General features: G+C 42.3%; 18 protein-coding genes. 11 read left to right on the top strand and 7 right to left on the bottom strand.

All coding sequences use genetic code 11. From position 1 onward, the window contains the following. Positions 1–415 precede the first annotated feature (415 nt). The 11 genes from AC1XUE_RS14515 (at position 416) to AC1XUE_RS14465 (ending at position 16871) form a co-directional block, all read left to right on the top strand. Positions 416–2839: an ABC transporter permease gene (locus AC1XUE_RS14515; protein ID WP_483356702.1), complete on the top strand. Its 2424-nt coding sequence runs from the start codon at positions 416–418 to the stop codon at positions 2837–2839. Between the two features lie 430 nt (positions 2840–3269). Next, positions 3270–3650, top strand: coding sequence for a BlaI/MecI/CopY family transcriptional regulator (locus AC1XUE_RS14510; RefSeq protein WP_483356701.1), 381 nt, complete (start codon positions 3270–3272; stop codon positions 3648–3650). Further along, positions 3634–5112, top strand: a complete 1479-nt coding sequence (locus AC1XUE_RS14505) for a M56 family metallopeptidase (RefSeq protein WP_483356700.1) — start codon at positions 3634–3636, stop codon at positions 5110–5112. Before AC1XUE_RS14510 ends, AC1XUE_RS14505 begins: the two co-directional genes overlap by 17 nt. 465 nt (positions 5113–5577) lie before the next feature. Continuing rightward, entirely contained in the window at positions 5578–6294 is a 717-nt protein-coding gene (locus AC1XUE_RS14500; RefSeq protein ID WP_483356699.1) for a dienelactone hydrolase family protein, read from the top strand. A gap of 34 nt (positions 6295–6328) precedes the next feature. Beyond that, entirely contained in the window at positions 6329–6988 is a 660-nt protein-coding gene (locus tag AC1XUE_RS14495; protein WP_483356698.1) for a hypothetical protein, read from the top strand. A gap of 972 nt (positions 6989–7960) precedes the next feature. Then, positions 7961–8524 carry an RNA polymerase sigma-70 factor gene (locus AC1XUE_RS14490; RefSeq protein ID WP_483356697.1) on the top strand — a complete coding sequence of 188 codons (564 nt, stop codon included), beginning with the start codon at positions 7961–7963 and terminating at the stop codon, positions 8522–8524. Positions 8525–8634: 110 nt separating this feature from the next. Continuing rightward, positions 8635–9657 (top strand): FecR family protein, encoded by a 1023-nt coding sequence (locus tag AC1XUE_RS14485; protein WP_483356696.1) that lies wholly within the window; start codon positions 8635–8637, stop codon positions 9655–9657. Positions 9658–9838: 181 nt separating this feature from the next. Continuing rightward, positions 9839–13267 carry a TonB-dependent receptor gene (locus AC1XUE_RS14480; RefSeq protein WP_483356695.1) on the top strand — a complete coding sequence of 1143 codons (3429 nt, stop codon included), beginning with the start codon at positions 9839–9841 and terminating at the stop codon, positions 13265–13267. Positions 13268–13292: 25 nt separating this feature from the next. Further along, entirely contained in the window at positions 13293–14804 is a 1512-nt protein-coding gene (locus AC1XUE_RS14475; protein ID WP_483356694.1) for a RagB/SusD family nutrient uptake outer membrane protein, read from the top strand. A 12-nt stretch (positions 14805–14816) separates the two neighbouring features. Beyond that, positions 14817–15524 (top strand): 3-keto-disaccharide hydrolase, encoded by a 708-nt coding sequence (locus AC1XUE_RS14470; protein WP_483356693.1) that lies wholly within the window; start codon positions 14817–14819, stop codon positions 15522–15524. A 3-nt stretch (positions 15525–15527) separates the two neighbouring features. After that, positions 15528–16871, top strand: a complete 1344-nt coding sequence (locus AC1XUE_RS14465; RefSeq protein ID WP_483356692.1) for a Gfo/Idh/MocA family protein — start codon at positions 15528–15530, stop codon at positions 16869–16871. A gap of 346 nt (positions 16872–17217) precedes the next feature. Here the strand turns inward: AC1XUE_RS14465 and AC1XUE_RS14460 are convergent, their stop codons facing one another. The 7 genes from AC1XUE_RS14460 to AC1XUE_RS14430 form a co-directional block, all read right to left on the bottom strand. Continuing rightward, positions 17218–17736 carry a hypothetical protein gene (locus AC1XUE_RS14460; RefSeq protein WP_483356691.1) on the bottom strand — a complete coding sequence of 173 codons (519 nt, stop codon included), beginning with the start codon at positions 17734–17736 and terminating at the stop codon, positions 17218–17220. A 47-nt stretch (positions 17737–17783) separates the two neighbouring features. Then, the gene (locus AC1XUE_RS14455; protein ID WP_483356690.1) at positions 17784–18479 is read right to left on the bottom strand and encodes a hypothetical protein; all 696 of its coding nucleotides are present in this window, start codon (positions 18477–18479) and stop codon (positions 17784–17786) included. A gap of 286 nt (positions 18480–18765) precedes the next feature. Beyond that, a complete protein-coding gene (locus tag AC1XUE_RS14450) occupies positions 18766–19311 on the bottom strand; it encodes a Crp/Fnr family transcriptional regulator (protein WP_483356689.1) in 546 nt (181 codons plus the stop codon). Positions 19312–19382: 71 nt separating this feature from the next. Next, complete coding sequence (locus AC1XUE_RS14445; RefSeq protein WP_483356688.1) at positions 19383–19751, bottom strand: VOC family protein; 369 nt, start codon at positions 19749–19751, stop codon at positions 19383–19385. Between the two features lie 179 nt (positions 19752–19930). After that, positions 19931–20242 (bottom strand): carboxymuconolactone decarboxylase family protein, encoded by a 312-nt coding sequence (locus AC1XUE_RS14440; RefSeq protein WP_483356687.1) that lies wholly within the window; start codon positions 20240–20242, stop codon positions 19931–19933. A gap of 195 nt (positions 20243–20437) precedes the next feature. Then, positions 20438–20956: a DinB family protein gene (locus AC1XUE_RS14435; protein ID WP_483356686.1), complete on the bottom strand. Its 519-nt coding sequence runs from the start codon at positions 20954–20956 to the stop codon at positions 20438–20440. Positions 20957–21263: 307 nt separating this feature from the next. After that, positions 21264–22175 carry a helix-turn-helix domain-containing protein gene (locus AC1XUE_RS14430; protein WP_483356685.1) on the bottom strand — a complete coding sequence of 304 codons (912 nt, stop codon included), beginning with the start codon at positions 22173–22175 and terminating at the stop codon, positions 21264–21266. Positions 22176–22187 lie beyond the last annotated feature (12 nt).

Below are 22187 nucleotides of genomic sequence, written 5' to 3'. Positions count from 1 at the left end.
GTGAGTGCTGTTCTTAGTATTTGAGCATCTTCGAATTGGCTAGGTGTTATCATAATTGTGACGGGCTAATTTTTTCTTCTTTGACTTGACACTTCCAGTTTCGTTAAAAAAGCATGTTGAGAAAGCATTGTTTACACGTAGCATAACCTTTTCTGATTAGTAACCATAACAAAATCAGCCCGGCCCCTGTCCTTGGTGAATTTCAGAATTGCTTTGCAATACTTTAACAGAGATATTTTGCCAGGCTGATTTATCCAAACATAGGTTGAGAGAATGTAAAGGCTCTATAGCAACAGATTGATTTCGTCGGTTAACTAATGGTATAGTTTGTGAACTAATAAATAAGTTATATATTTAACTTGTAATCATTAAGATACGACATAATCTCATTGTCTTATTTAAATTCACGATGGCTATGATACAAAATTACATCACAGTTGCCTGGCGTAATCTGTTAAAGAATAAGGCAATTTCGTCTATTATGATATTCGGCTTAGCTGTCAGTATAGCTACCTTTCTCTTGATTACGCAATATGTATTCTGTGAGCTTAGCTATGATGAATTCCATACCGGCGCAGATAACATCTATCGTATCCGACTCGATGATTATAAACAGGGTATTCTTACAAGCAGCAGTACAATCAGCTATCACGCCGAAGCTCCGGCCATAAAAGAAACCTTTCCTGAGGTTGAGAATTTTGTTCGGCTTCACCGGGCAGATGGTATGATCAGTTACCGAAAACCATCGGGAGAACTGGTCAGCCATCATGAGAAAAAGGCATTTTATGCTGACTCTTCTTTGTTTGATGTATTTTCGTTCCCGTTACTAAAAGGTGCTGCCAATCAGGTGCTGCGTCGGCCTGAGTCGGTTGTGATTTCAGAAACGATGGCCCGGAAGTATTTTGGTCGGCAAAATCCGATTGGCAAAACGCTTTCTTTAAGTTCAGACTGGCAGGGAGGTGACTACATCGTGGAAGGGGTGTTTGCTGATATTCCAGTGAACAGTCATATCCATTTCGATTTTGTTTTTGCTATTCAGAATCTACTTAAAAATCAGCAGTTTGCCACTGGGGGCTGGTATTGGGCTAATTTTTATACCTATCTGTTACTTAAACCAGGTACCTTGCCAAATGCATTGGAGGGTAGGCTGTCTGGTGTAATAGAAAAGCATATTGGTAAACGATTAAGGAAATATAATGTCAGGCAGACTTTCACTTTACAACCCCTGCGTTCCATTCACCTTTACTCTCAAACAGCATCAGAAATCGAACCAAACGGCAAAATTGGAATCGTTTATGTGCTTATTCTGGTTGCTTTTCTGATTTTAGCCATAGGCTGGCTTAATTTTATAAACCTATGCACGGCCAGAGGTATTGAACGAGCTAAGGAGGTAGGTCTTCGCAAAGCACTGGGCTGTGAAAAAAGACAACTGATGCAGCAATTCTTTCTTGAGTCTCTCGGTTTTAACTTGTTATCTGTGTGCATCGGAATTGGTCTGTTTTCACTCGTGCTGGTAATCTTCTCTGACTGGATTCAGACTACCGGTAGCTTTTCGATGCTCGTGAATCCCTTATTTTGGATCGTATCCTTAACTGTAATTTTTTTCGGGTTTTTGATTTCTGCACTTTACCCTGCTTTTGTCCTTTCCTCGTTTAAACCGATTGCAATTTTAAAAGGGTATTTACCTAAGCAAACTGGAGGTGAATCTTTCCGTAAATCCTTAGTAGTATTTCAATTTACAGCTTCGATTTTCCTGATTATTGCTACACTGGTCATTAATCAACAGCTTACTTTTATGCAGCAGCAAGATCTGGGAATGAATATTAACCAGCAGCTTATAGTTAAAGCCCCCAAAATATTACGAACAGGCAGCTTTACCAATGACATTCTCTTTTTTAAAGACCGGATGTTATCGCATACCGATATCCGCCACGTAACTGCTTCCTCCGAAGTTCCGGGGCAGGAAATTTTCTGGACAGCAGAATGGCAACGATTCCATCAGGCTACCACCGATTTTAAACTGTGTAATATGTTAGCTGTTGATGAAGATTTTATACCGACATATAACATTAAGCTGCTGGCGGGACGAAATTTTAGCAAGGATTTAGCACTTGATAACGAATCAGTTATTATTAACACAAGCGCCTTGAAGACTTTTGGTTTTGCATCCGCTGAACAGGCAATCAATCAGGAAATTGGCGACGTGATACCTAAGAAGATTGTCGGCGTCGTCAATGACTTCCGTCAGCAATCCCTAAAAACGCCAAATCGTCCAATTATTTTTCAGCATATACCCTGGAATAGTAGCTTTTTGACGATTGGATTACGGAGCAATCATCCGGGGCAATCAATCGCAATGCTTCAAAAAGACTATCAGGAAGCATTTCCCGGTAATGCATTTGAATTTTTTTTCCTGGATGATCATTTCCAAAGGCAGTACGAATCGGATGAACGGGTAGCCGATCTGTTTAGTTGGTTTGCTGTAGTAGCAATTAGTATTGCCTGCTCAGGTCTATTGGGTTTGGCGATGTTCACGGCAAAAAATCGTACAAAGGAAATTGGTATCCGAAAAGTGGCGGGAGCCAGCACTGGCAGCGTCGTCATGCTATTGTTAAGGGACTTTCTCAGGCCGGTAGGTCTGGCTATTCTGTTAGCTTCGCCCCTTGCCTGGTACGCTATGACCTTGTGGCTACAGGACTTCGCGTATAAAACTGACATCAAGTTATGGATATTTTTGGTAGCAGGTGTGCTGGCAACAGGAGTTGCCTTGCTAACCGTAAGTCTTCAAAGTGTCAAAGCAGCGTTGACGAATCCTGTGAAGAGCCTATGCGGGGAGTAAAGAAGTTTTTAAAGCCGCCAGAAGATGTCTGCTTTTTTTGTGTAAAGTGACATTCAAATTTAATGTCCTACAACGGCAATCTGATGTTGGAAAAAATATGCGAATTACCCCTTAAGTTCACAGAAGAAATTTTCATCTACATGCTGAGTACAGGTTAATTAGCTGTTTTTAAAGTGACTCAAGCCGGTTATATACTTAGAAATCGTTATACGGTTATTGAAGGAGAGCATGCTTAATTTGACCTAGTGGTCGATTTGTGACTTGATTGCTTTCAAAATTGAATGGGAGGCTATTCTTTACACCTGCTTGTTGAAACAGAGTAAGTTGTTGGCCAGCTAAAATGTAACTACGATCGTCGAGTAACTGCACAATGCGTTATATAACGTAAAATAAAGTTGTATAACTGAAAAATACGTTATATGTTTGCGGTATGGAGTTACTAACAAAAACAGAAGAGCGCGTCATGCAAATCCTATGGGATATAAAACATGGGTTTGTTAAGGATGTTATTGATCGCATGGGTAAAACGCCACCGCCTTACAACACAGTATCCTCGCTAATACGAATCCTGGAAAAGAAAGGCTTTGTAAGCCATAAGGCCTATGGAAAAACACACGAATATTTTCCGGTAATCTCAAAACTGACCTATCGCAGTTTCACTTTCAGAAACTTCGTCACAAATTATTTTGATGGAGCATCTAGCAACGTTCTTTCCTTTATGCTGGAAGAACAGGATTTATCGGCAGATGAAATAGAAAGAGCCATCAAGCAAATAAAACAAACAAAGCCAGACGATGATACTAAGCGATAAGGCCTTTTTCACTTGGCTGTTTGAAGCTTCATTTTCGATGATGATGTTATGGATGGTTTATGTAAGCTTCTTTAGGAGCTGGACATTTTTTAAAATCAACCGACTTATACTCATCGGCGGTACTTGTGTTTGTTTAATACTCCCATTGGTATCATCCAAAATGATTGGCAAACTGCTTGTGTCAGCAGATGAGGGCAGGGGCAGTGAATTCAACATGCTATTCATAAACAGTATTGAAAAGTATGGCAATAACGTGGATGTTGAAGCCACTATTCCCACGCGGTCTTTTGATTGGTTCTGGTTGATAATAGTCATAATTTACTGGTCGGGTGTTATGGTTATGCTAATACGGTCTTACAGGGCTTTCAATCAACTGCGGATCATAAAAAAAGAGGCAGAATTAGTACAGCATGACCATATTGCTACCGTCTGGACACAAAAACGAATGCCAAGCTTTTCCTTTGGCCGACACATCTATTTGAATATTAATACACTATTATTATCAACTCAGCAGCAAGCGGCTATTCGTCGGCACGAGGAAGCACACGTACTGCAAAAGCATACCATAGATAATGTGATTTTTGAATTTGTCAACGTAATCTTTTGGTTTAACCCATTTGCAAGAAAGCTTGCAAAGAATATCAGGGATGTCCATGAATTTCTTGCTGATCGATGGGCCTTATCAGGACTTCAAAAAACATCGGATTATCAGGAGCTATTGGTTAAGCTAGCTTCAGGCGTACCCGCAAATCGTATTACACATACCTTTTCAAACTCTCAACTTTTTCGCCGACTAACTATGCTGCACAAATCCAGGACCAACATTACAGAAAGTTTTAAACTTCTTTTTCTGATTCCGACTATTGGCATAGCGATGTCAATGTCTGCCTGCATCGATGAGCAAAAAAGTAATCTACCTTACCAGCAAGGGATTATCTCTGCTCCGGCTTCTGCGCCTGTCATATCAGAAATCACGTGGACTGGCAACAAGTTACATGCAGATGACGAGCTTAGTAGATTACTGGGTGTTGAACCTGGAGATCGCTATGATCGTACGCTATTTGAAAACACGATTGACCGAGGAGTAGGTAAGGATTGCATTACCAATTTATACATGAATGATGGATACCTCTTTTTTAGGACTGAAATAATTGAAAAATTTACTGGAGGTAGAGTTGAATTAAGCATAGACGTCCAAGAGGGCGAACGGGTTTGGATCAATAATGTTCTTTTAAGTACTAAAAGTGGGATTAATGGAAAATTATGCGAGCTAGAGCCACTGATTGATGTGAAAAAAGGCCAATTATTTAATCGGGCTTTATTGTTTTCATCACAGGAAAAACTAGCAAAGAGTGGCTTAATAAAATCCGATAAGGTAGAAATCAATCCGCTTCGATTGGCTATGGAAACTTCCGTAGGTAAAAGGCTGGTGAATTTTGAGTTCTTGGTGCAGCCTCTTTAGCAAATACAGGCTAAGTTCATGAATCAAGCAATACCTTCTTAAACGGGGAATCTTTAGTAACAATAGATTTAAAGGCTCATGCTGAAAATTGTTCACCTTCCTGCATGCCTGGTTTTGTTAATAATGGCAGGCTGCACTTCAGACCATGATACCCGCCAAAGGTCGGTGGACAGTACAATGGTTTACCAGATAGGGTACCGAACTATGTCATTTGTTGACAGTTCAAGAACTTACAGGCCAGGTGTCGATCCAAGCGATCCTTTGTACTTTCGACCGATTGATATTGATCTGTGGTACCCAGCCCGACCGGGTAAATTTGATTCAACGCTGAAATTCAGGTATTTTCTACAATTGTTGCAAGACAGGGCTAATTTTTACAGCGCTCCTCAGAAGTTTTACGGTTTACCCATAACTTTTGCCAAGTCATTTTGTGATGATTTTGGCTGTTCTCAACCGGCCCTTCTTTTGCAAAGCCCTACCCATACATACAATCAGGCCAAGCCAGTATCCCGGCCATTCCCTCTCGTCTTCTACTTTGCAAGTTTCGGCTCAATGGGTTATGAGAATTACCTGCTTTTTGAATCTCTCGCTAGTCAGGGCTATATCATTGCTTGTGTTAACTCAATTGGCCGTTATCCTGGAGATATGACGATGAAAAATGCAGACTTGATGCAGCAGGTCAGGGATGCTGATCAAATCATGAACCGTTTAAAACTCATTGCTGGGATAGATACAGCAAAAATTGGTGTATTAGGTTACAGTTGGGGCGGACTTGCCGGAACCATCTGGGCCATGCGGCGGCAAGGCGTTGATGCTATGGTGTCATTAGACGGTTCTGAGGTTCACCATTATGGTTATTCAAAATCAGAGGATCAGGATTTTGAATATATTGTCAATACACCCTTCTTTAAGAAAACAGGTTTGTCGGTGCCTTACCTACGGTTAGAGAGTAACCCTGAACCGAATAGATCTGAGAAAGATTCTATCTATAACTTTTTAATAAAAGTTAAAAAAATAAGGCGAGTCTTAAAAATTGACTCTGCCGGGCATCAAGATTTCTCTTCATTTCCAACTATTGTCAGATTATCCGGAAAGTGCCCTGCTCCTAAAGTGTACCAAACCATTACTACCCATACAATATCACACTTTAATAAATACCTTAAAACCAATACTATCAAATAGATAGTCACTTTTAAGATTAATCTGCAACATTAACGTGGCATTCAGCGAACATCATTACAAAGGACTCACGACGCACTTAATGATAAAAAAAATACTTTCGCTCGTACTGCATGTGTTTATTGTAGGCTACTCGTTTACCGGTATACAAAACGCTTGTGGCCAGCAGCTGCCAGTTGCCAGCCAAGCAGCTTCTTTTGAAAAGGACAAATACAAAAGTATCCCTGCCGATGTCGGAGAAAAGTATCTGATTTTAAATAAAGCACCAACGATTGGCCGATTCCGTCGCTACCGGTTCGTAGTCGGGCAGTATTTGAACTTCAAGATTAAAAATGATAAGAAGCGCTTTAAAGCAGAGATTCTTGGCATTACCGACTCATCTTTTACAATCTCCTGTGATTTCAATGCCATTAACGGACAAAAGGAATTTATGCTTAATGATTTAAGATTATTGAAGGTTTCAAGACGGGTCCCTTTCATTAGTGAAGCGGCTTATTATTTCCCAATTGGCGGTTTAATCTACATAGGGGCGGATTTTTTTAACAAGGGTATCGATGATAAGCGTTTTACCACAGATGCTTCTGCTTTCTTGATTGGTGGGACATTAATTCTAGTAGGTTTGATCTGTCATCAATTATCGTCTCATACGATTAAAATCAATAATAGAAATACACTTAGCGTATCATCAGGCTATTAAGAAGGTGTTTAGGAGTTAAGTTCTAATAATAGGTTTTATTGGTTTTGGAATTGCTGCAACAAAGAGGGCAAAATGTTAAGCCGCAGTTTTATGCATATCTAAAAGTTATTCAAATTCTTTTGATGACATGTATTCTTGAGCAGAATGAATTCTTTTTCAATTACACTTACAATCCCTACCTGATACCTAAACTGCACAAATAGATAAATTATACGTTCGACACGTTAAAATGGGCAATCCATGAATTTTCGATCCACCGTCTTTACAATCTTTTGTTTGAAATAAGTCCCCTTTTTAGCTTGAAGTGGTCCGCCACCAAGCGGCCGGAGCGCATATACGGCTGTGTAGAAAGTAGCGTATGGATAATGGATAAAGGTAACATCGGGTTAAGACTACTATATAGTACTTGTTTCCATCTCGGCTTGGGTAACTCCTAAAATATCAGTGTACCTTTTCCACTAGCCGCAGCTCTGCCAAAGGATGAAGTACCTTCGTTTCGGGGTTATCCATTTATTTCTGGAAGAAAGGGCCATATTCGATTCGGCTGATTCAGCACCTGAAATGTCGAGTACTTAATCGACTCTTCCTGGCAAAAGAGCCGGATTCTTTGCCACGATCTTTCCAAAGCCAAAGATGGGAAAGATGCTGACAACTTTGTTGGGATTCACTTTGTCCTTTTTTCACCCAAAAATCAGAATTATTAATCGGATCAGGTAGATGACAGGCCAGACGCTTACATTAAACCTCTATTCCAAATACAATGGAACAATAACCAAAGGTGACCAATGTAAGAACGTTTATGTATTACCGTTTAATTTTTGTGATCATCTAACATTGCACTATTACCTGTTACAGCGTAAAAATGTATCGTGAAGTTGGTTTTTTTTTAGTTATTTTATTGAGAAATATAGAATATTCTTAAAAATGTTGGGATATTAGCGTATCGATTTTGAATAGTTACGCCACTGATCCATGAAGCTTCCACTCCAGGACGATACCGAACTTTTAAACCGGGTTAAAGATGATGACCGTTCGGCGTTCGAGGTAATTTATCGCAGGCATTGGCAACCTTTGTATGATTTTGCTTTTTTGAAAACCCATGATACGGATGTTGCAGAGGAAATCATTCAGGATTTATTTGTTACCATATGGGAAAGGCGGCAATCGCTTCAAATTAAAAACCTGAGAACTTACTTGTTTACTTGTGTAAGAAACAGGGTCATTGATCATTATAAGGAAAAAATTTTTTCAGAGCTTGATACCATCGAACCCGCGGCAGATCCGGAATATTCTTTTTTTCTAGAGGAACTGGAAACAATCATGCAAAATTCGATTGCGCGACTGCCGGATAAAACCAAAAGTATTTTTCTGCTGAATCGGTTTGAAGGTAAAACTGTCAGAGAGATAGCCGCAGATCTGAATCTGCCCGAACGCACGGTCGAATATCACATCACACAAGCATTGCGAACGCTCAAAATTCTGCTCAGGGAGTTTATTGCTATTTGTCTGTCTATATTTTTCAATATAATTTTTTAAAGAATATTTTATATATGGTATGATGTGTATATAAATATTCAGTGAATTTGTTTTCAGCTTTGCGGTTATTGCACATTTCCCAGTCTTTATAGAAAAGACATACAGGGATCATGAACAAGCATTACCTCCATCAATTGTTAACCAATTACCGTTCCGGAAACTGTACCGAACAGGAAAAGCGTTTGGTGGAGCAGTGGTTTGCGCTTATTGACGGGAATGAAACGGCTCACTCTCATCAGGAAAATAAGCAGGTTGAAGAAAGAATATGGAATGCAATTCAGAGAAACCGCCGGAGCACATCGTCTTTCACAGGAAAGACACTTCCATTACGCTTAAACTGGAGATGGATGGCAGCAGCTGTATTTATCATTACGCTTTGGGGTGGATACCAGCTGAAGCAGTCCGGTCGTATTGGTAATGAATCAGTCGCATCGGAGTTAGCGGAAGGAATGGTTAGCAAAAGGAATAATACTACAAAACCGTTGTTCATGACATTTGCAGACGGCAGTACAGTAAATCTTTCACCCCAAAGCAGCATCGAATATCCTTTGCAGTTCGGTGCAGAAAAGAGGGAGGTCTATTTAACCGGAAAAGCCTTTTTCCATGTCGCGAAAGATGCAGAGCATCCATTTTTCGTCTACACGGGCGCTATTGCCACCAAGGTATTGGGTACTAGCTTTTGGGTTGACGCAGCCGATGACAGCAGTGTAGTGGAAGTATCTGTGGTAACAGGTAAGGTGTCTGTTTTTCAGCATGATGCAGATGCATACGGCACGGGAAGAAACAGGGACAACGGCGTGATCCTGGTACCGAACCAACGTGTCAGTTATACCAGCGAAAACCAATCTTTTGTGACCGGACTTGTCAGTGAGCCTGTCATGCTTGATTCTTATGCCGGAGCTTTTGTCTTTTCCGATACGCCGCTGACCAAGGTGGCAGATCTTTTGGAAAAGGCGTACGGGATCGAGATCGTACTTGAAAACGAGAAACTTAAAAAATGCCTCTTTACCGCAGATATCAATAAACAACCCTTGTTTACGCAACTGGACCTGATCAGCTCCTCGGTGAATGCGAGCTATAAAGTACTTGGTACCAAGATCCTGCTCAGCGGTAAAGGCTGTTCCAGTAATTAACTTCTAAACCCCATGATAACTATGTTCTGAAGTCACCGGCGTAGTAAAAGAGCCGAATGTGTTGAGACCACATCCGGCCCTGTCTTTTTTCCCTTTCTGAAACTTAGCCAGTTCTCATCTGAAAAGATGATCGGGAGGATTTTGTCAAATTTTTAAATCTTAACAAAACCATTCAAACTTAATGAAAAAACCAATACAATATTATGCTCCATGGCAACGAGTCATGCGGATTACATTGCTACATTCATTATTGATCGTGCTGGGCATCTCATCAGTATTTGCCGGAGAATTGGCTACGCAGGATTTGCTTGACCATTCGATTTCCATTAAAATGGAAAATACGGAGATCAGTAAAGTCCTTAATAAAATTGAAAAACTTGCCCATGTGAAATTTGTGTATAGTTCCAATACGATTAAGGCTGACAGAAGAGTAAGTGTGGCGGTTTCTGACCGTAAACTGTCAGAAGTACTTAATATGATTTTAAAACCACTGAATATTTCATACCGGGTAATTGGCGGACAGATCATGCTTAATACCCAGGACCAGGTATTGACCATACCGAAAAAGCAGGAACAGCCCGTATCAGGAACAGTAGTTGATGAAAGCGGGATGGGACTGCCGGGAGTGAGCGTCGTTGAAAAAGGCACGCAAAAGGGCACTGTTACCGATGCCGACGGGAAATTTACCCTGAATGTGACCGACGGTCAGTCCACACTGGTATTTTCATTTGTAGGATATGCTTCTCAGGAGAAGATAGTTGGAAATCAGACTATTATCGACATTTCTCTAAAAGTAGACAACAAATCGTTAAATGAAGTAGTCGTAGTGGGTTATGGTACGCAGAAGAAGGCGGATTTAACCGGCGCAATCGCTACCATATCTGCTGATAAACTTGTATCAAAAGCGGCATCCGTGTCTTATGGAGAAGCGCTTGTGGGGCAGATGGCCGGTGTGCAGGTGCAGCAGGTCAACGGAGCACCTGGCGGGGAAGGGTTAAGCATTCGTATCCGGGGTACGGGATCTATTTCTGCAAATAGTTCGCCGCTATATGTTATCGACGGATATCCTATCGACAGCAGCGCGTTTTCACTCGTCAATACATCTGATATAGAAAATATCCAGGTTTTAAAAGATGCCTCGTCCACAGCGATTTATGGTTCTCGTGGGGCTAATGGTGTGGTGATCATCACGACAAAAAAGGGTACTGCGGGAGCACCCAGGGTGTCATTCAGCTCATTTTATGGTGTACAGCAAGTGGCGCGCAAGATTGATATGATGAACAGCAAAGAATATCTGGAGTTCTTTAAAGACGGCCATAATCAGGCCTGGCTTGACAGAACACCGATGCCTGGAAATGCGCCGCATACAATTAATGACCCCAATGAAGTAAGGTCCAAATACACCAATGCCAATTTTTACATTATCCCGGAAAGCTTCAATGATCCTGGCAATTTTGCTGACGTTAACTGGCAGGATGAAATATTCAGAACAGCCTCGACGCAAAAACATGAACTGTCGGTAAATGGCGGGTCGGAAAAAACCAGATATGCAGTTTCAGGAAGTTATACCAGGCAGGAAGGAATCCAGATACATACCGATTTTAAAAGGTATAACCTGAGAACAAACCTGACAACCAATGTTACCCGGAAACTGGAAGTGGGTGTTGCGGTAAGTGCCTATTACGCGGAAAACAATGAAGTGGCCAACGGTAAGGATAGTCCGATTGCCTATGCCCTTTATCTGCCCCCTATCTATCCGCTTAGAAATGCAGACGGGACGTATGGCTCGCAAGTGAGGAATCCGGAAATATGGGCAGGTGATGTTTCCAATCCCGTCAGTATTGCGGAAAATGTGACCAATTTTACCAAAAAAAATGCTGTGATTGCCTCTGTTTATGCTGATTATCAGATTATTGATGGGCTGAAATATCGTGTAAGCCTGAATGGAAACCTGGAAAACAGACGTCTGAAATTCTATCAGCCTTCTTTTGTAGATGTGGATGGTTCACGCGCGCCGCGGATCGCCACTGCCAGGGCAGAAAGCTGGCTTGGGGCCAATTGGCTTAATGAACACACGCTGAATTATAGCAGAACGTTTAAAAAGCATGCGGTAAACCTGCTGGCAGGTTTTTCTGCCCAGAAATCTTTCTCGGAATACAGCCGTGTTAACGCTCAGAATTTTCCCAACGACGCTGTGCGTAATATCAAAGGTGGTCAGGTTGTTGGCGGAGATGGCAGGGAAGACGAGAATTCACTGATTTCCTATCTGAGTCGTCTGACCTATTCCTATGATGACAAATACCTGTTTTCGGCCAGCATACGCAGGGACGGTTCGTCCAGGTTTGGTTCAGAAAACCGATGGGGCACATTTCCATCCGTTTCAGCCGGATGGAGAATAAGCAGCGAGCCTTTTTTACAGAACATCAGCCAGATCAGTGAACTGAAAATCAGGGGGAGCTGGGGATTGGTGGGAAACAACAAAATCGGTAACTACGAGTCTATTGCCCGCACGGTGAGCGGATATTATCCATTGAACGGAACGCTGGTCAATGCAGTCAATCCGGTCAACTATCCAAACCCGAACCTTGGATGGGAGAAAACAAGGCAATGGAACCTGGGGCTTGAGCTCGGATTATTCAAAGAGAGGGTCCGTCTGGAAGCAGATTTTTACAATAGCAAGTCCGTTGATCTGCTGCTGAACGTACCGGTTCCAACCATCAGTGGGTACGCGACCCAATTGCAGAACATTGGGAAAGTAGAAAATAAAGGAATGGAGTTTCTTGTAAGAACCAGAAATGTAACCAGAAATTTTAAATGGTCAACCGACTTTAACATTTCGTTCAATCGCAACACAGTTCTTGCACTGGGCCCGGACAAACGACCGATTTACTCAGGGGCGCAAAATGCCAACAATACTTTCATCACTACTATCGGGCAGCCAATCGCCACCTTTTTTGGTTACCAATACGACGGCATTTTTAAAAATCAGGCAGAGCTTGATGCGGCCCCCCATTTAGCCAATGACAGGCCAGGCGATCCAAGGTATATCGATGTCAACCAGGATGGACAGATCACTGCAGCAGATAAAACATACCTGGGCAGCAACCAGCCAAAATTTATCTATGGTTTTGGCAATGACTTCTCTTATAAGGGGTTTGATCTGAATCTGATGCTTACAGGATCACAGGGAGCGAAGTTATTTAGCTTTTTTAACCGGATGATCGGTATTTATCATGGTGACAGAAATGGCCTTGCAAAACTGAAAGACCGGTGGCGTTCGGAGCAGGAGCCCGGATCAGGGGATATACTGCGTGCTAACCGTGATCCGAAAGGCCTTCAGAAAGAGCCGTCCAGCTATTGGGTAGAAAATGGTTCGTTTCTGCGTGTACGTAATGTGTCATTAGGCTATACATTCCGTAGTGACTTCATGCAGCGCATTAAAGTAAGAGCACTCAGAGTGTATGTAACCGGGCAAAACCTTTACACCTTTACTAAATACCCGGGTTTTGATCCTGAAACCAGCAGCGAATCCGGTTTGTCCAGAGGCGGTGATTACCTGGGTTACCCTTCTGCAAGGACTGTGATTGCTGGTGTTAACGTCACATTTTGATTACTCCCCTTAACTTCTTTTGAAAATGAAACGATATATTATAGCCGCACTGCTGGTGGCAGCCTCACTTTCCTGTACCGACAAGTTCATAGATCTTCAGCCAATTTCAGATATGAATGCCGGTAATTTCTATAAAACCGAGCAGGATATGAATCAGGCCGTTATGTCCCCCTATGCGTCGCTACGCGATGTTTATAACCAGCTTTATATATTTGCCGGCGAAGTCCGTTCCGATAACACCACGTTTTCGTGGGTGCCGGGCAGCTCCAAGGACATGACTTCGATTGATAATTTCGGTGATATTCTGCTTTCTGATAATCAAAACGTTCTGGACTTATGGAACCGAAGCTATGTTACGATCCTGCGTGCCAACATCGTACTGGACAAAATTGATGCTGTTGCCTTCCGGGATGAAAAGCTGAAATCACAGTATAAAGCAGAAGCCAGATTCCTGCGGGCACTGACTTATTTCTGGCTGGTTCGGGTCTATGGAGATGTGCCCAAAGTGGACAAGCAGTTGTCAGTAGAAGAAGCCTATTCACTTGGACGGGTTTCTGCCGAACAGATCTATAATTTCATTGTTGAGGACCTCACATTTGCAGAATCGAATCTGCCATTGATCTATGCTACAAACGATAAAGGCCGAATAACACAGGGAGCAGCAAAAGGTCTTCTGGCAAAAGTATATATGACCATGGCAGGCTATCCGCTGAAAAAAGGAGCTTCTTATTACGCACTGGCCGAAGCAAAAGCACTTGAAGTGATTAATAATGCGCAGTATGCGCTGGTATCAGACTATAAAGCGATTTTCAGTGTGACCAACAAAAACAATTCGGAATCACTTTTTGAAATACAATATAAAAAAGGAGGGACCGGCACCGGGAGTCCGTGGAGCAATAATTTCGCCCCCAGATTTTCAAATAAGGAAGTCGTTTTGGTGGGGGATAAGTCCGGATTTAATGCACCGACACCCTCGATGTCTTCAGCATATGAAGCAGGCGATCCACGAAAAACGATATCGATGAGCGACGGATATGTATCTGATCCGGGCGGTACAAGGATCAACGAAAAGTATGTGAAGAAATACTACGATGTTTCCTTTTCTGTGGCTCCGGACAATGATAACAACTGGATTGAATTAAGACTTGCCGACGTTTATCTGCTTTACAGCGAAGCGTTGGTACGGCAGGGAAAACAACAGCAGACTGCACTTCTGTATCTTAACAAAATCCGTCAGCGCGCCAGAAATACTCCCGGGGCAGGAACGGGAGCATTGGCTGACTATCAACCATTTGTATCCGATGCGGCATTTTTACTCGCGATTGAAAAAGAGAGACGCGTTGAGCTTGCTTTTGAAAACCACAGGTGGTTCGACTTGGTGCGTACCGAGCGTGCGCAGGTGGTAATGAGCCAGGAGCAAAAGGAACAAAACGGCTTTGATCCGGGTGCATGGAACAACAATATGCTTTTGTTTCCTATCCCTTTGCAGGTGATTCAGTCGAACCCTGAAAAAATCAAACAAAATCCAGGCTACTAATTTGACTATAACATGATGAAAAAATTAATATTAAGCAGTATTCTGGGTGGGCTGATAATTCCCTTATCAGGGTTTTCTCAGAAAGCCAATTTGTTAACCGATAAAGAAAAAAAACAAGGTTGGGTGCTGCTGTTCGATGGCAAAAGTACCAAAGGCTGGACTACGGTCAGCGGTTCACCTGTTCCGGCAGGCTGGGAAGTTACAGACGGGACTTTATTTGCAAAAAAAGGCGCCAAGGGTGGCGATATCATCAGTGCGGACGAATACGCTGACTTTGAGCTGATGGCTGACTTTAATATTTCTGTAGCAGGGAATAGCGGCATTAAGTACTTTTTTACAAAATATGAAAACGGTGGAAACCTGGGATTTGAGTATCAGATCCTGGATGATAAGCTGGCGGCAGACAATAAAAAGGCCAATCACCTGACCGGCTCATTTTACGATGTTATGCCACCGGATGAATCGCAAAAAAAAATCAATGCGCCGGGACAATGGAACACAATGCGCGTTGTGGCCAAAGACAAGAAAGTAGAGCATTGGCTCAACGGGATCAAAATCCTGGAGTTTACAAGGGGTGGAAAGCAGTTCACCGATGCCGTTGCACTGAGCAAATTCAACCAATCAGTACCCGCATTCGGAACAGTAGACAAGGGGCATATCCTTTTACAGGAACACGGAGCTGACGTTTACTTTAAAAACATTAAAATCAAAGAATTATAGGTTATGCAAAACAGACGAGAATTTTTGAAGATAGCAGCTGCGGGCTCTGTCGCTATGACCATTGGAGGTTCGGCTTTTGGGTTTAGTGCTAAAAGTTATAACCGTATCATTGGTGCCAACGAACTTGTAAGGATGGCCACAATAGGCGTCAACAGCCGCGGAAGAAGTATGGGTGCAACGATTGCCAGGCAAAAAAATACAGAAGTTGCCACAATCTGCGATGTAGATGAGCGAGCGATTCCAAAGGCAATCAAGGCCGTAATGGATGCAAAACAAGTACAGACCCCAAAGTCGGAAAAGGACTGCCGCAAAGTACTGGAAGACAAATCCATCGACGCGATCTATATTGCCACGCCTGATCACTGGCATGCTCCGTTGACAATCATGGGCTGTCAGGCCGGGAAACATGTGTATGTAGAAAAGCCATTGAGTCATAATCCCAGAGAAGGGGAGCTGGCCGTGGAAGCAGCGCGTAAATACAATCGTGTGGTGCAAATGGGGGCGCAGCGCCGCTCAGCACCCATCCTTACCGAAGGGATCAATGAGTTGCATAAAGGTATAATCGGCAGGGTGTATCTTGCCAAAACATGGTATACCAACAACCGTAAAGCGACGGTTCTGAAACCCGGTAATGTGCCGCCCTGGCTGGATTACGAATTATGGCAGGGCCCAGCGCCTAGAATGCCTTATAAAGAGGGGCTTATTCATTACGATTGGCACTGGTTCTGGCATTGGGGAACCGGTGAAGCTTTGAACAACGGTACACATGAAGTGGATGTGGCGCGCTGGGGGCTCGGCGTAGATTTCCCGACCCGTGTAAGCTCAATAGGTGGCAGATATGAGTTCAAAGATGACTGGGAAACGCCAGATACGCAGATAGTTGCCATGGATTTTCCGGGTCGTGTATCTCTTATTTGGGAGTCAAGAAGTTCTAACGGTCGCAAAATTGAGGGACTTGAGCGGGGCGTTATTTTCTATGGAGAGAATGGGAGTCTGGACACAGGCGGTGACGAGTATGCAGTTTATGATCTGAACGGCAAGCTTATAAAAGAAGTAAAATCACAGGAGAAAGCAGAGGTACAGGGTCGAAACCTGGCCAGCCCAAGCCTGGGTATGGATAGTTTGCATGTCGCTGATTTTCTGGATGCTATTAAAAGTAACCGCCGCCCAAATTGCGATGTAGAACTTGGTCATAAAAGTGTGGTATCCATGCAATTGGGTAATATTGCCTGGCGGGTAGGCAGAGACCTGCAAATAAATCCTAAAAATGGTCATATCCTCGGTGACAAGGATGCGCAAAAACTTTGGTCCAGAGAATATGAAAATGGGTGGAAGCCATCTGTCTAAAGAATTTTAATAAAGCCGGCTGGAATTAATAACTTCTGTCGGCTTTATTGCTGTCTTGTTTCATAATAGGGTTCGTAATCAGTTGAAGCTAACTTCTGGCAAAAAAATTAACGTAGTGTTTCATTTCTTCCGGAATTTGCTGCGATAAAACTCGTCTTTACGCCTGAGTCCTTATCCGCCCTACTTATGATCTTTCTGATCCTGGCCTGGGACTTAGTCAGAAACGAATACTGAGCTTACTCTGTGGCTGGAATTGCCTGGTATTACGTTCTAAATGAAACTGCCCTTACTTCATTTCAGATGCAAGGGCAGAGAATAGTAACAATAACCACGTTTTATCAAATTTTCAGGCCATTTTTCTGGCCGCCTTTTCATAACCCCAGTCAACAACCTGTTTCAGTGTTCTGTGCAGTTCGTTCATATCGCCTTCTTTATTAATATCAATTCCACAAAATGTGCTTCCGTTAATCTTCGCATGAAGAACAAAATAATAGATACCTGCAATCTGTAAGGCTAGCAACGCCCGAAAGTTAACTTCTGAATTTTTGAAGTAAGTATCCGTCAGCCCAAGCATCTCTTCTCCCAATCTTTCGCGGCCATCGGATATACCACGGGATATTTCATTTTTTTCGCTGATTTCCCATTGGATCACCTGTTGCATTTCCGCATTGGAGTAAAAATAATCCAGTTGTTTTTCCAGGACATTTTTAGCGAGATTTTTTCCGGAATAAGTTTTGTTTTGCTCTAGGATATCCTCCAGATTATTTTGGTAAAAACTCCAGTAATCCTGTTCTAATAGGTAAGTCCTGAAGAGCTTTTCAAATACGAGGCAGGCAGACGTTGAGCAACAATTTGACTCATGCATCAGCCTGACACTGAACCATAGTATGGAAATGCTGGCTCAATCCTGATTTAATGTTGCTGAAAGCGGTCCACCAGGATGTAATTAACTTTTTTGTCTTTAAAATAAACGTGTACCTGTTCTGTAATACCCTGCGATTGTGTGTCATATACAAATGCCCAAGGCAATTCCGATTTCTTGGGATCATACAAGGCGTAATCATATTTGGCACCCAACATAACGCGCTGAAATTTGTACTTGTAGTCCTGCGAGCTGCTCAGGACAACCAGTTTTCCATACAGGACTTCCAAGGCGTCGTCAGTCGCTATTGCCTTTTGTAAATCGGCTGCTTGGGGCCACTGGCTTAGCTGTGTTCCGTTATTGAGACGAATGCTTTTGACTTTTCCAGAAGCAAGCTGAAGCTGCACACCGTTTGGGGTATCAAAGGTCTCGTCGAGCACCAGCCAGTCAAAAAAATGCAGACGATCCTTCAGGTCAGTAACATCTGCAAAATAATTATTGACTGCACCCAGATAAACAACCGTCTTATTTTTCCGGTATACTTCCAGTATTTCGAAAGTATCGTCGGTAGATGCATTGATTGCAATACTCCTGTAACTGCCGGTTGTAATGCTGTCCCTGCCTAAATAGTTAACGCGCGGCTCAGGCTCAGGCCCAACGATCGCCGGCTCATCCTGATCCACCCTGCAGCTCATAAGATGAAGGCCCAAAATCAAAAAGGCAGGTAAAAACAGGGTAGCTCTCATAACAAAAAGGTTTAGTTGTTTTCCAGTGACACATCTGCATTCCATTCAGTTGGATTCGTTATTCACTTTTCATTTAAAAGTGAATAATTCAATTCTCATCATTTTTTAAGCCAACCCAAAAGTGATAAAACAACATACCCGGCCGCTCTGGGAAGCTTCTGGGCTTGGATGATCAGCAGACACCACATTATATGGACTTACGCATTTCGATACCAGTTAATTTGACAACAAATATAGCTGGCTTGGGATGCTATGCAGCTTGGTGCAAATCAATAAATTCCGGTTATTAGAAACAGCTTCTGACTCTGCTGAGTGTTTCCGGGGTCATATTAAGATACGATGCAATAATTTTTAACGGGAACATTTGCAGAACCAACGGACGGTTTTTAATCAGATTATTATATCTCTCAGAGGGCGACATGGAATTGTCCAGATAATGCGTTCTAGTTGTTGCCCCCTCCAGAATTTTTCCCAGCTGGAGAAATACACGTGATTGAGCAATCAGTTCATGTATAGCCGTCAAACTGAGCCCGAACGCAGTTGTCTCCGTGTTTGCTTTAATCATATTTTGAGAAGGAGTCTGGGAAATAAAACTTGAATAATTCAGACACCACTCTTTGGGAAGGTGAAGATCCGTTATTTTTTCATCGATATCTTCATACCGGAACTGGTAGGCAGAACCCGACGAAATAAAATAAACAGCCCGGCAGATCTGACCCTGCTCAAGCAGTATTTCGTTTTTTCTCAATTGTCTTGGCATCAGATATCTCTCCAGTCGCTCGAAATCAGACTGGGAGAATCTGCCGGTTTTATCAAGGTCAGTTTTCAACATTGGCTCGCATCTGGCGTACTAAATCTTTGTAAGTATATGCGATTTGTTCGAAAACTGATTGATGTTTCAACTCACCTTGTGTGAAATTCACCAATGTGCCAGAGAATTCCGGATGGATCATGTAAAAAACATTCTTTTCCCCAATCTTCAATCCGGACAGCAGATAATCTTACTCCGTCATATTTGCTGACCAGTTCCAAAGCTGATAATTCTTTATGGTAACGCTCCACATTGTCGACTTCTAAGAAGATCATAGTATTGTCAATCCAGTCTTTTACGTAAGCCCGCTGGAGATAAAATGCCAGCTGGTCAAGTTTAAATACGGAGAGATCTGGCGAAAGCACCATTTCGTGAAGTCCACAATCCCTATAAAAGCACCTGGATAATTCGAAATTTTTTGCTCCCAGGAATGGCCGGATCGATTTGGCGTTATGATTCATACTTGTATCTTGGTTAAATTGATCAGGTGGCAAAAGTAGGAGATAGCGTTGAACCATTGCCTTGATCGAAATCAAGAATTGGTGCTTTTCTATGCATGAGGATATCTTTTTTGTAGATCTTTCAATACGATGAAAATTGATTCGTCCCTGCTTTACTTGAACGTTTACTTAAAGCATTTTTATCCATGATCATAGATATCCAATGCTTCTTCCAGACACGTATTTATGCCTTTTAATCCACATACAGTCAATGTCAGCAGAATCGTTTCTTTTATTTCATCCCTGCTAGCTCCCTGTTTTTTTGCCATCGGAACGTGAAACATCACGGCTGTCTGATCTCCCTGAGCTGCCTTGATACCCAGATATATTAGTTGTTTGGTTTTCGGATCAAGCGCTTTGATATTCATAAGAGATTCGACCAGGCCGTTGAAACCTTCAAATACTTCCGGTGATTCTTTTTGAAAAACCTCGTATGGATTTTGCTTCTGCATTTTTATTATTGTCTGGTGAATTGATGGAGGAACCTGGGTATAATTGCTATTGATGATTGTGTAAATTTAAATATTGCCAAGAAGAGAAATGATGACTTTTATCAGTTTGCTTTCTGATAAATTTTCTTCTTGGCGGCTACCAAGAGATTTTGTTAAATAGGCGGCGATCAGGTTGAGCTGGATGTACTTTGTTTACTATAGCCTTAGACCAAAATCATAACGCTTATCAACAATTCGTCTAAGCATACCAATTTGCCCGCAGTGATACATGGTGTGTTTTATATTCCAGTCAATTGCTTCAAATTTTGTTGTTGCGATGGGATGGGGTGTCGGCGTGGGTTCCAATGAGCTTTGGAGTTCAGAATCAGATAGCGCTGCGAGAACGTCAATAGACTTTTGTTGCATAATTTTAAGATCCTGTAATAATTTCGATGAGTCCGTTTTTCCTACTGAAAGTATCGGTGCTGACACCGTAAATAGGCCACTATAATCCTTGATTGGAAGTTCTTGCAGAATGTCCATCTGATGTCCCCTGATTACCATAATGGAATGGAAGTAATGACTGATGATCAAATGCCCAACCTGCCAACTAATACTGGATTCAACCGTATCCGGAATGATTTCCCATTTTTCGAGCGGAATCGTCTCAATGAGCTTATTTGTCCAATCATAAACATTTGCAGTCTGGCTGATCAAAATTTCTTTTTCTGTCATCGGTAGTAAGAGCTTTAATTAACAATTTACTGGATTTAACCTTAAGGATTCTAAATCAGGTGAGTTGGTTGGAAAATTTGGTAAATAGCTCACTTATATGTGCCCTATGCGATTAAGGTAAGTGGTCATACAATGCCTTCAGAAACATACAACGTTACTAAACAACCTGGTAAATACCCGGCTATTCACAACAACATAACCGGATGAAAAGCTGGCAATCTCAACAGGAAGAACCACAATTAAGAATCTGATAGCCGGGTCTATTGCCCAGTCTTTGAGTAAATCGATAGTACTGCCAGCACAAACATCAGTTAAAGCCCGCCCTGAATTCCAATGGCGTTTGCCGGGTCTTCGTTTTGAAAAGCTTGCTAAACGATTGCGGATAATCGAAACCCAATTGATAGGCAATTTCGCTGACTGACAGCTGTGTAGTCGAAAGTCTTTCCTTGGCGCGTTCAATTAATTTTTCGTGGATCAATTGTTGCGTCGTGCTGCCTGTCAGTTGTTTGAGGCAATCGCTCAGATACTTGGAAGATAAATGTAATTCTCCTGCAAGGAACTGCGCCGATGGTAATCCATTGTTTGCCTGATCCGACTCAAAGTAATTGTCTAAAATATTTTCAACTCGGTTCAAAAGCTCACTGCTGACAGTTTTACGCGAGATAAACTGCCGGTTATAGTAGCGATCGCAGTGAGTAAGCATCAGCTCAATATTGGCGATCCATACCTGCTGACTAAAATTGTCAATGGGCAGTGATAACTCCTTCTGCAATTGTATAAAAATCGTCTCTATTGTCTGCTGCTCATCATCGGATAGGATTAGTGCTTCATTGACGGCGTAATCAAAATATCCATAGGCTTTAATCTTGCTGCCCAAAGAAGAATTACGGAGGAAATCAGGATGGATGGACAGCTGCCAGCCGGCTTTGGCAAACACGAAATCCTGATCGATAAAACTGACCTGCCGTGGCGCAAAGCAGGACATGACACCCTCGTCAAAATCAAAGATGCTTTGGCCGTATTGAATTTTACACGGGCATTCTGTCTTCAAAGTCACCTGATAAAAATCGGTTAAGAGCCTTGTCCGCTGTTCAATTGTTATTTCGGGAAAATCTTCAAATCGGATCAGACTTACCATGGGATGCCTGGGTTTCGGGAGCTGCAAAAGTTGGTGCAGCTGGCTGATCGACTGAATGTGAACCGTTGCTGTCGTTTCCATACCTACGAAGTT

The organism is Dyadobacter sp. HNCC25DJ187 (assembly GCF_056895255.1).
This window is presented reverse-complemented; position numbering and strand designations above follow the sequence as displayed.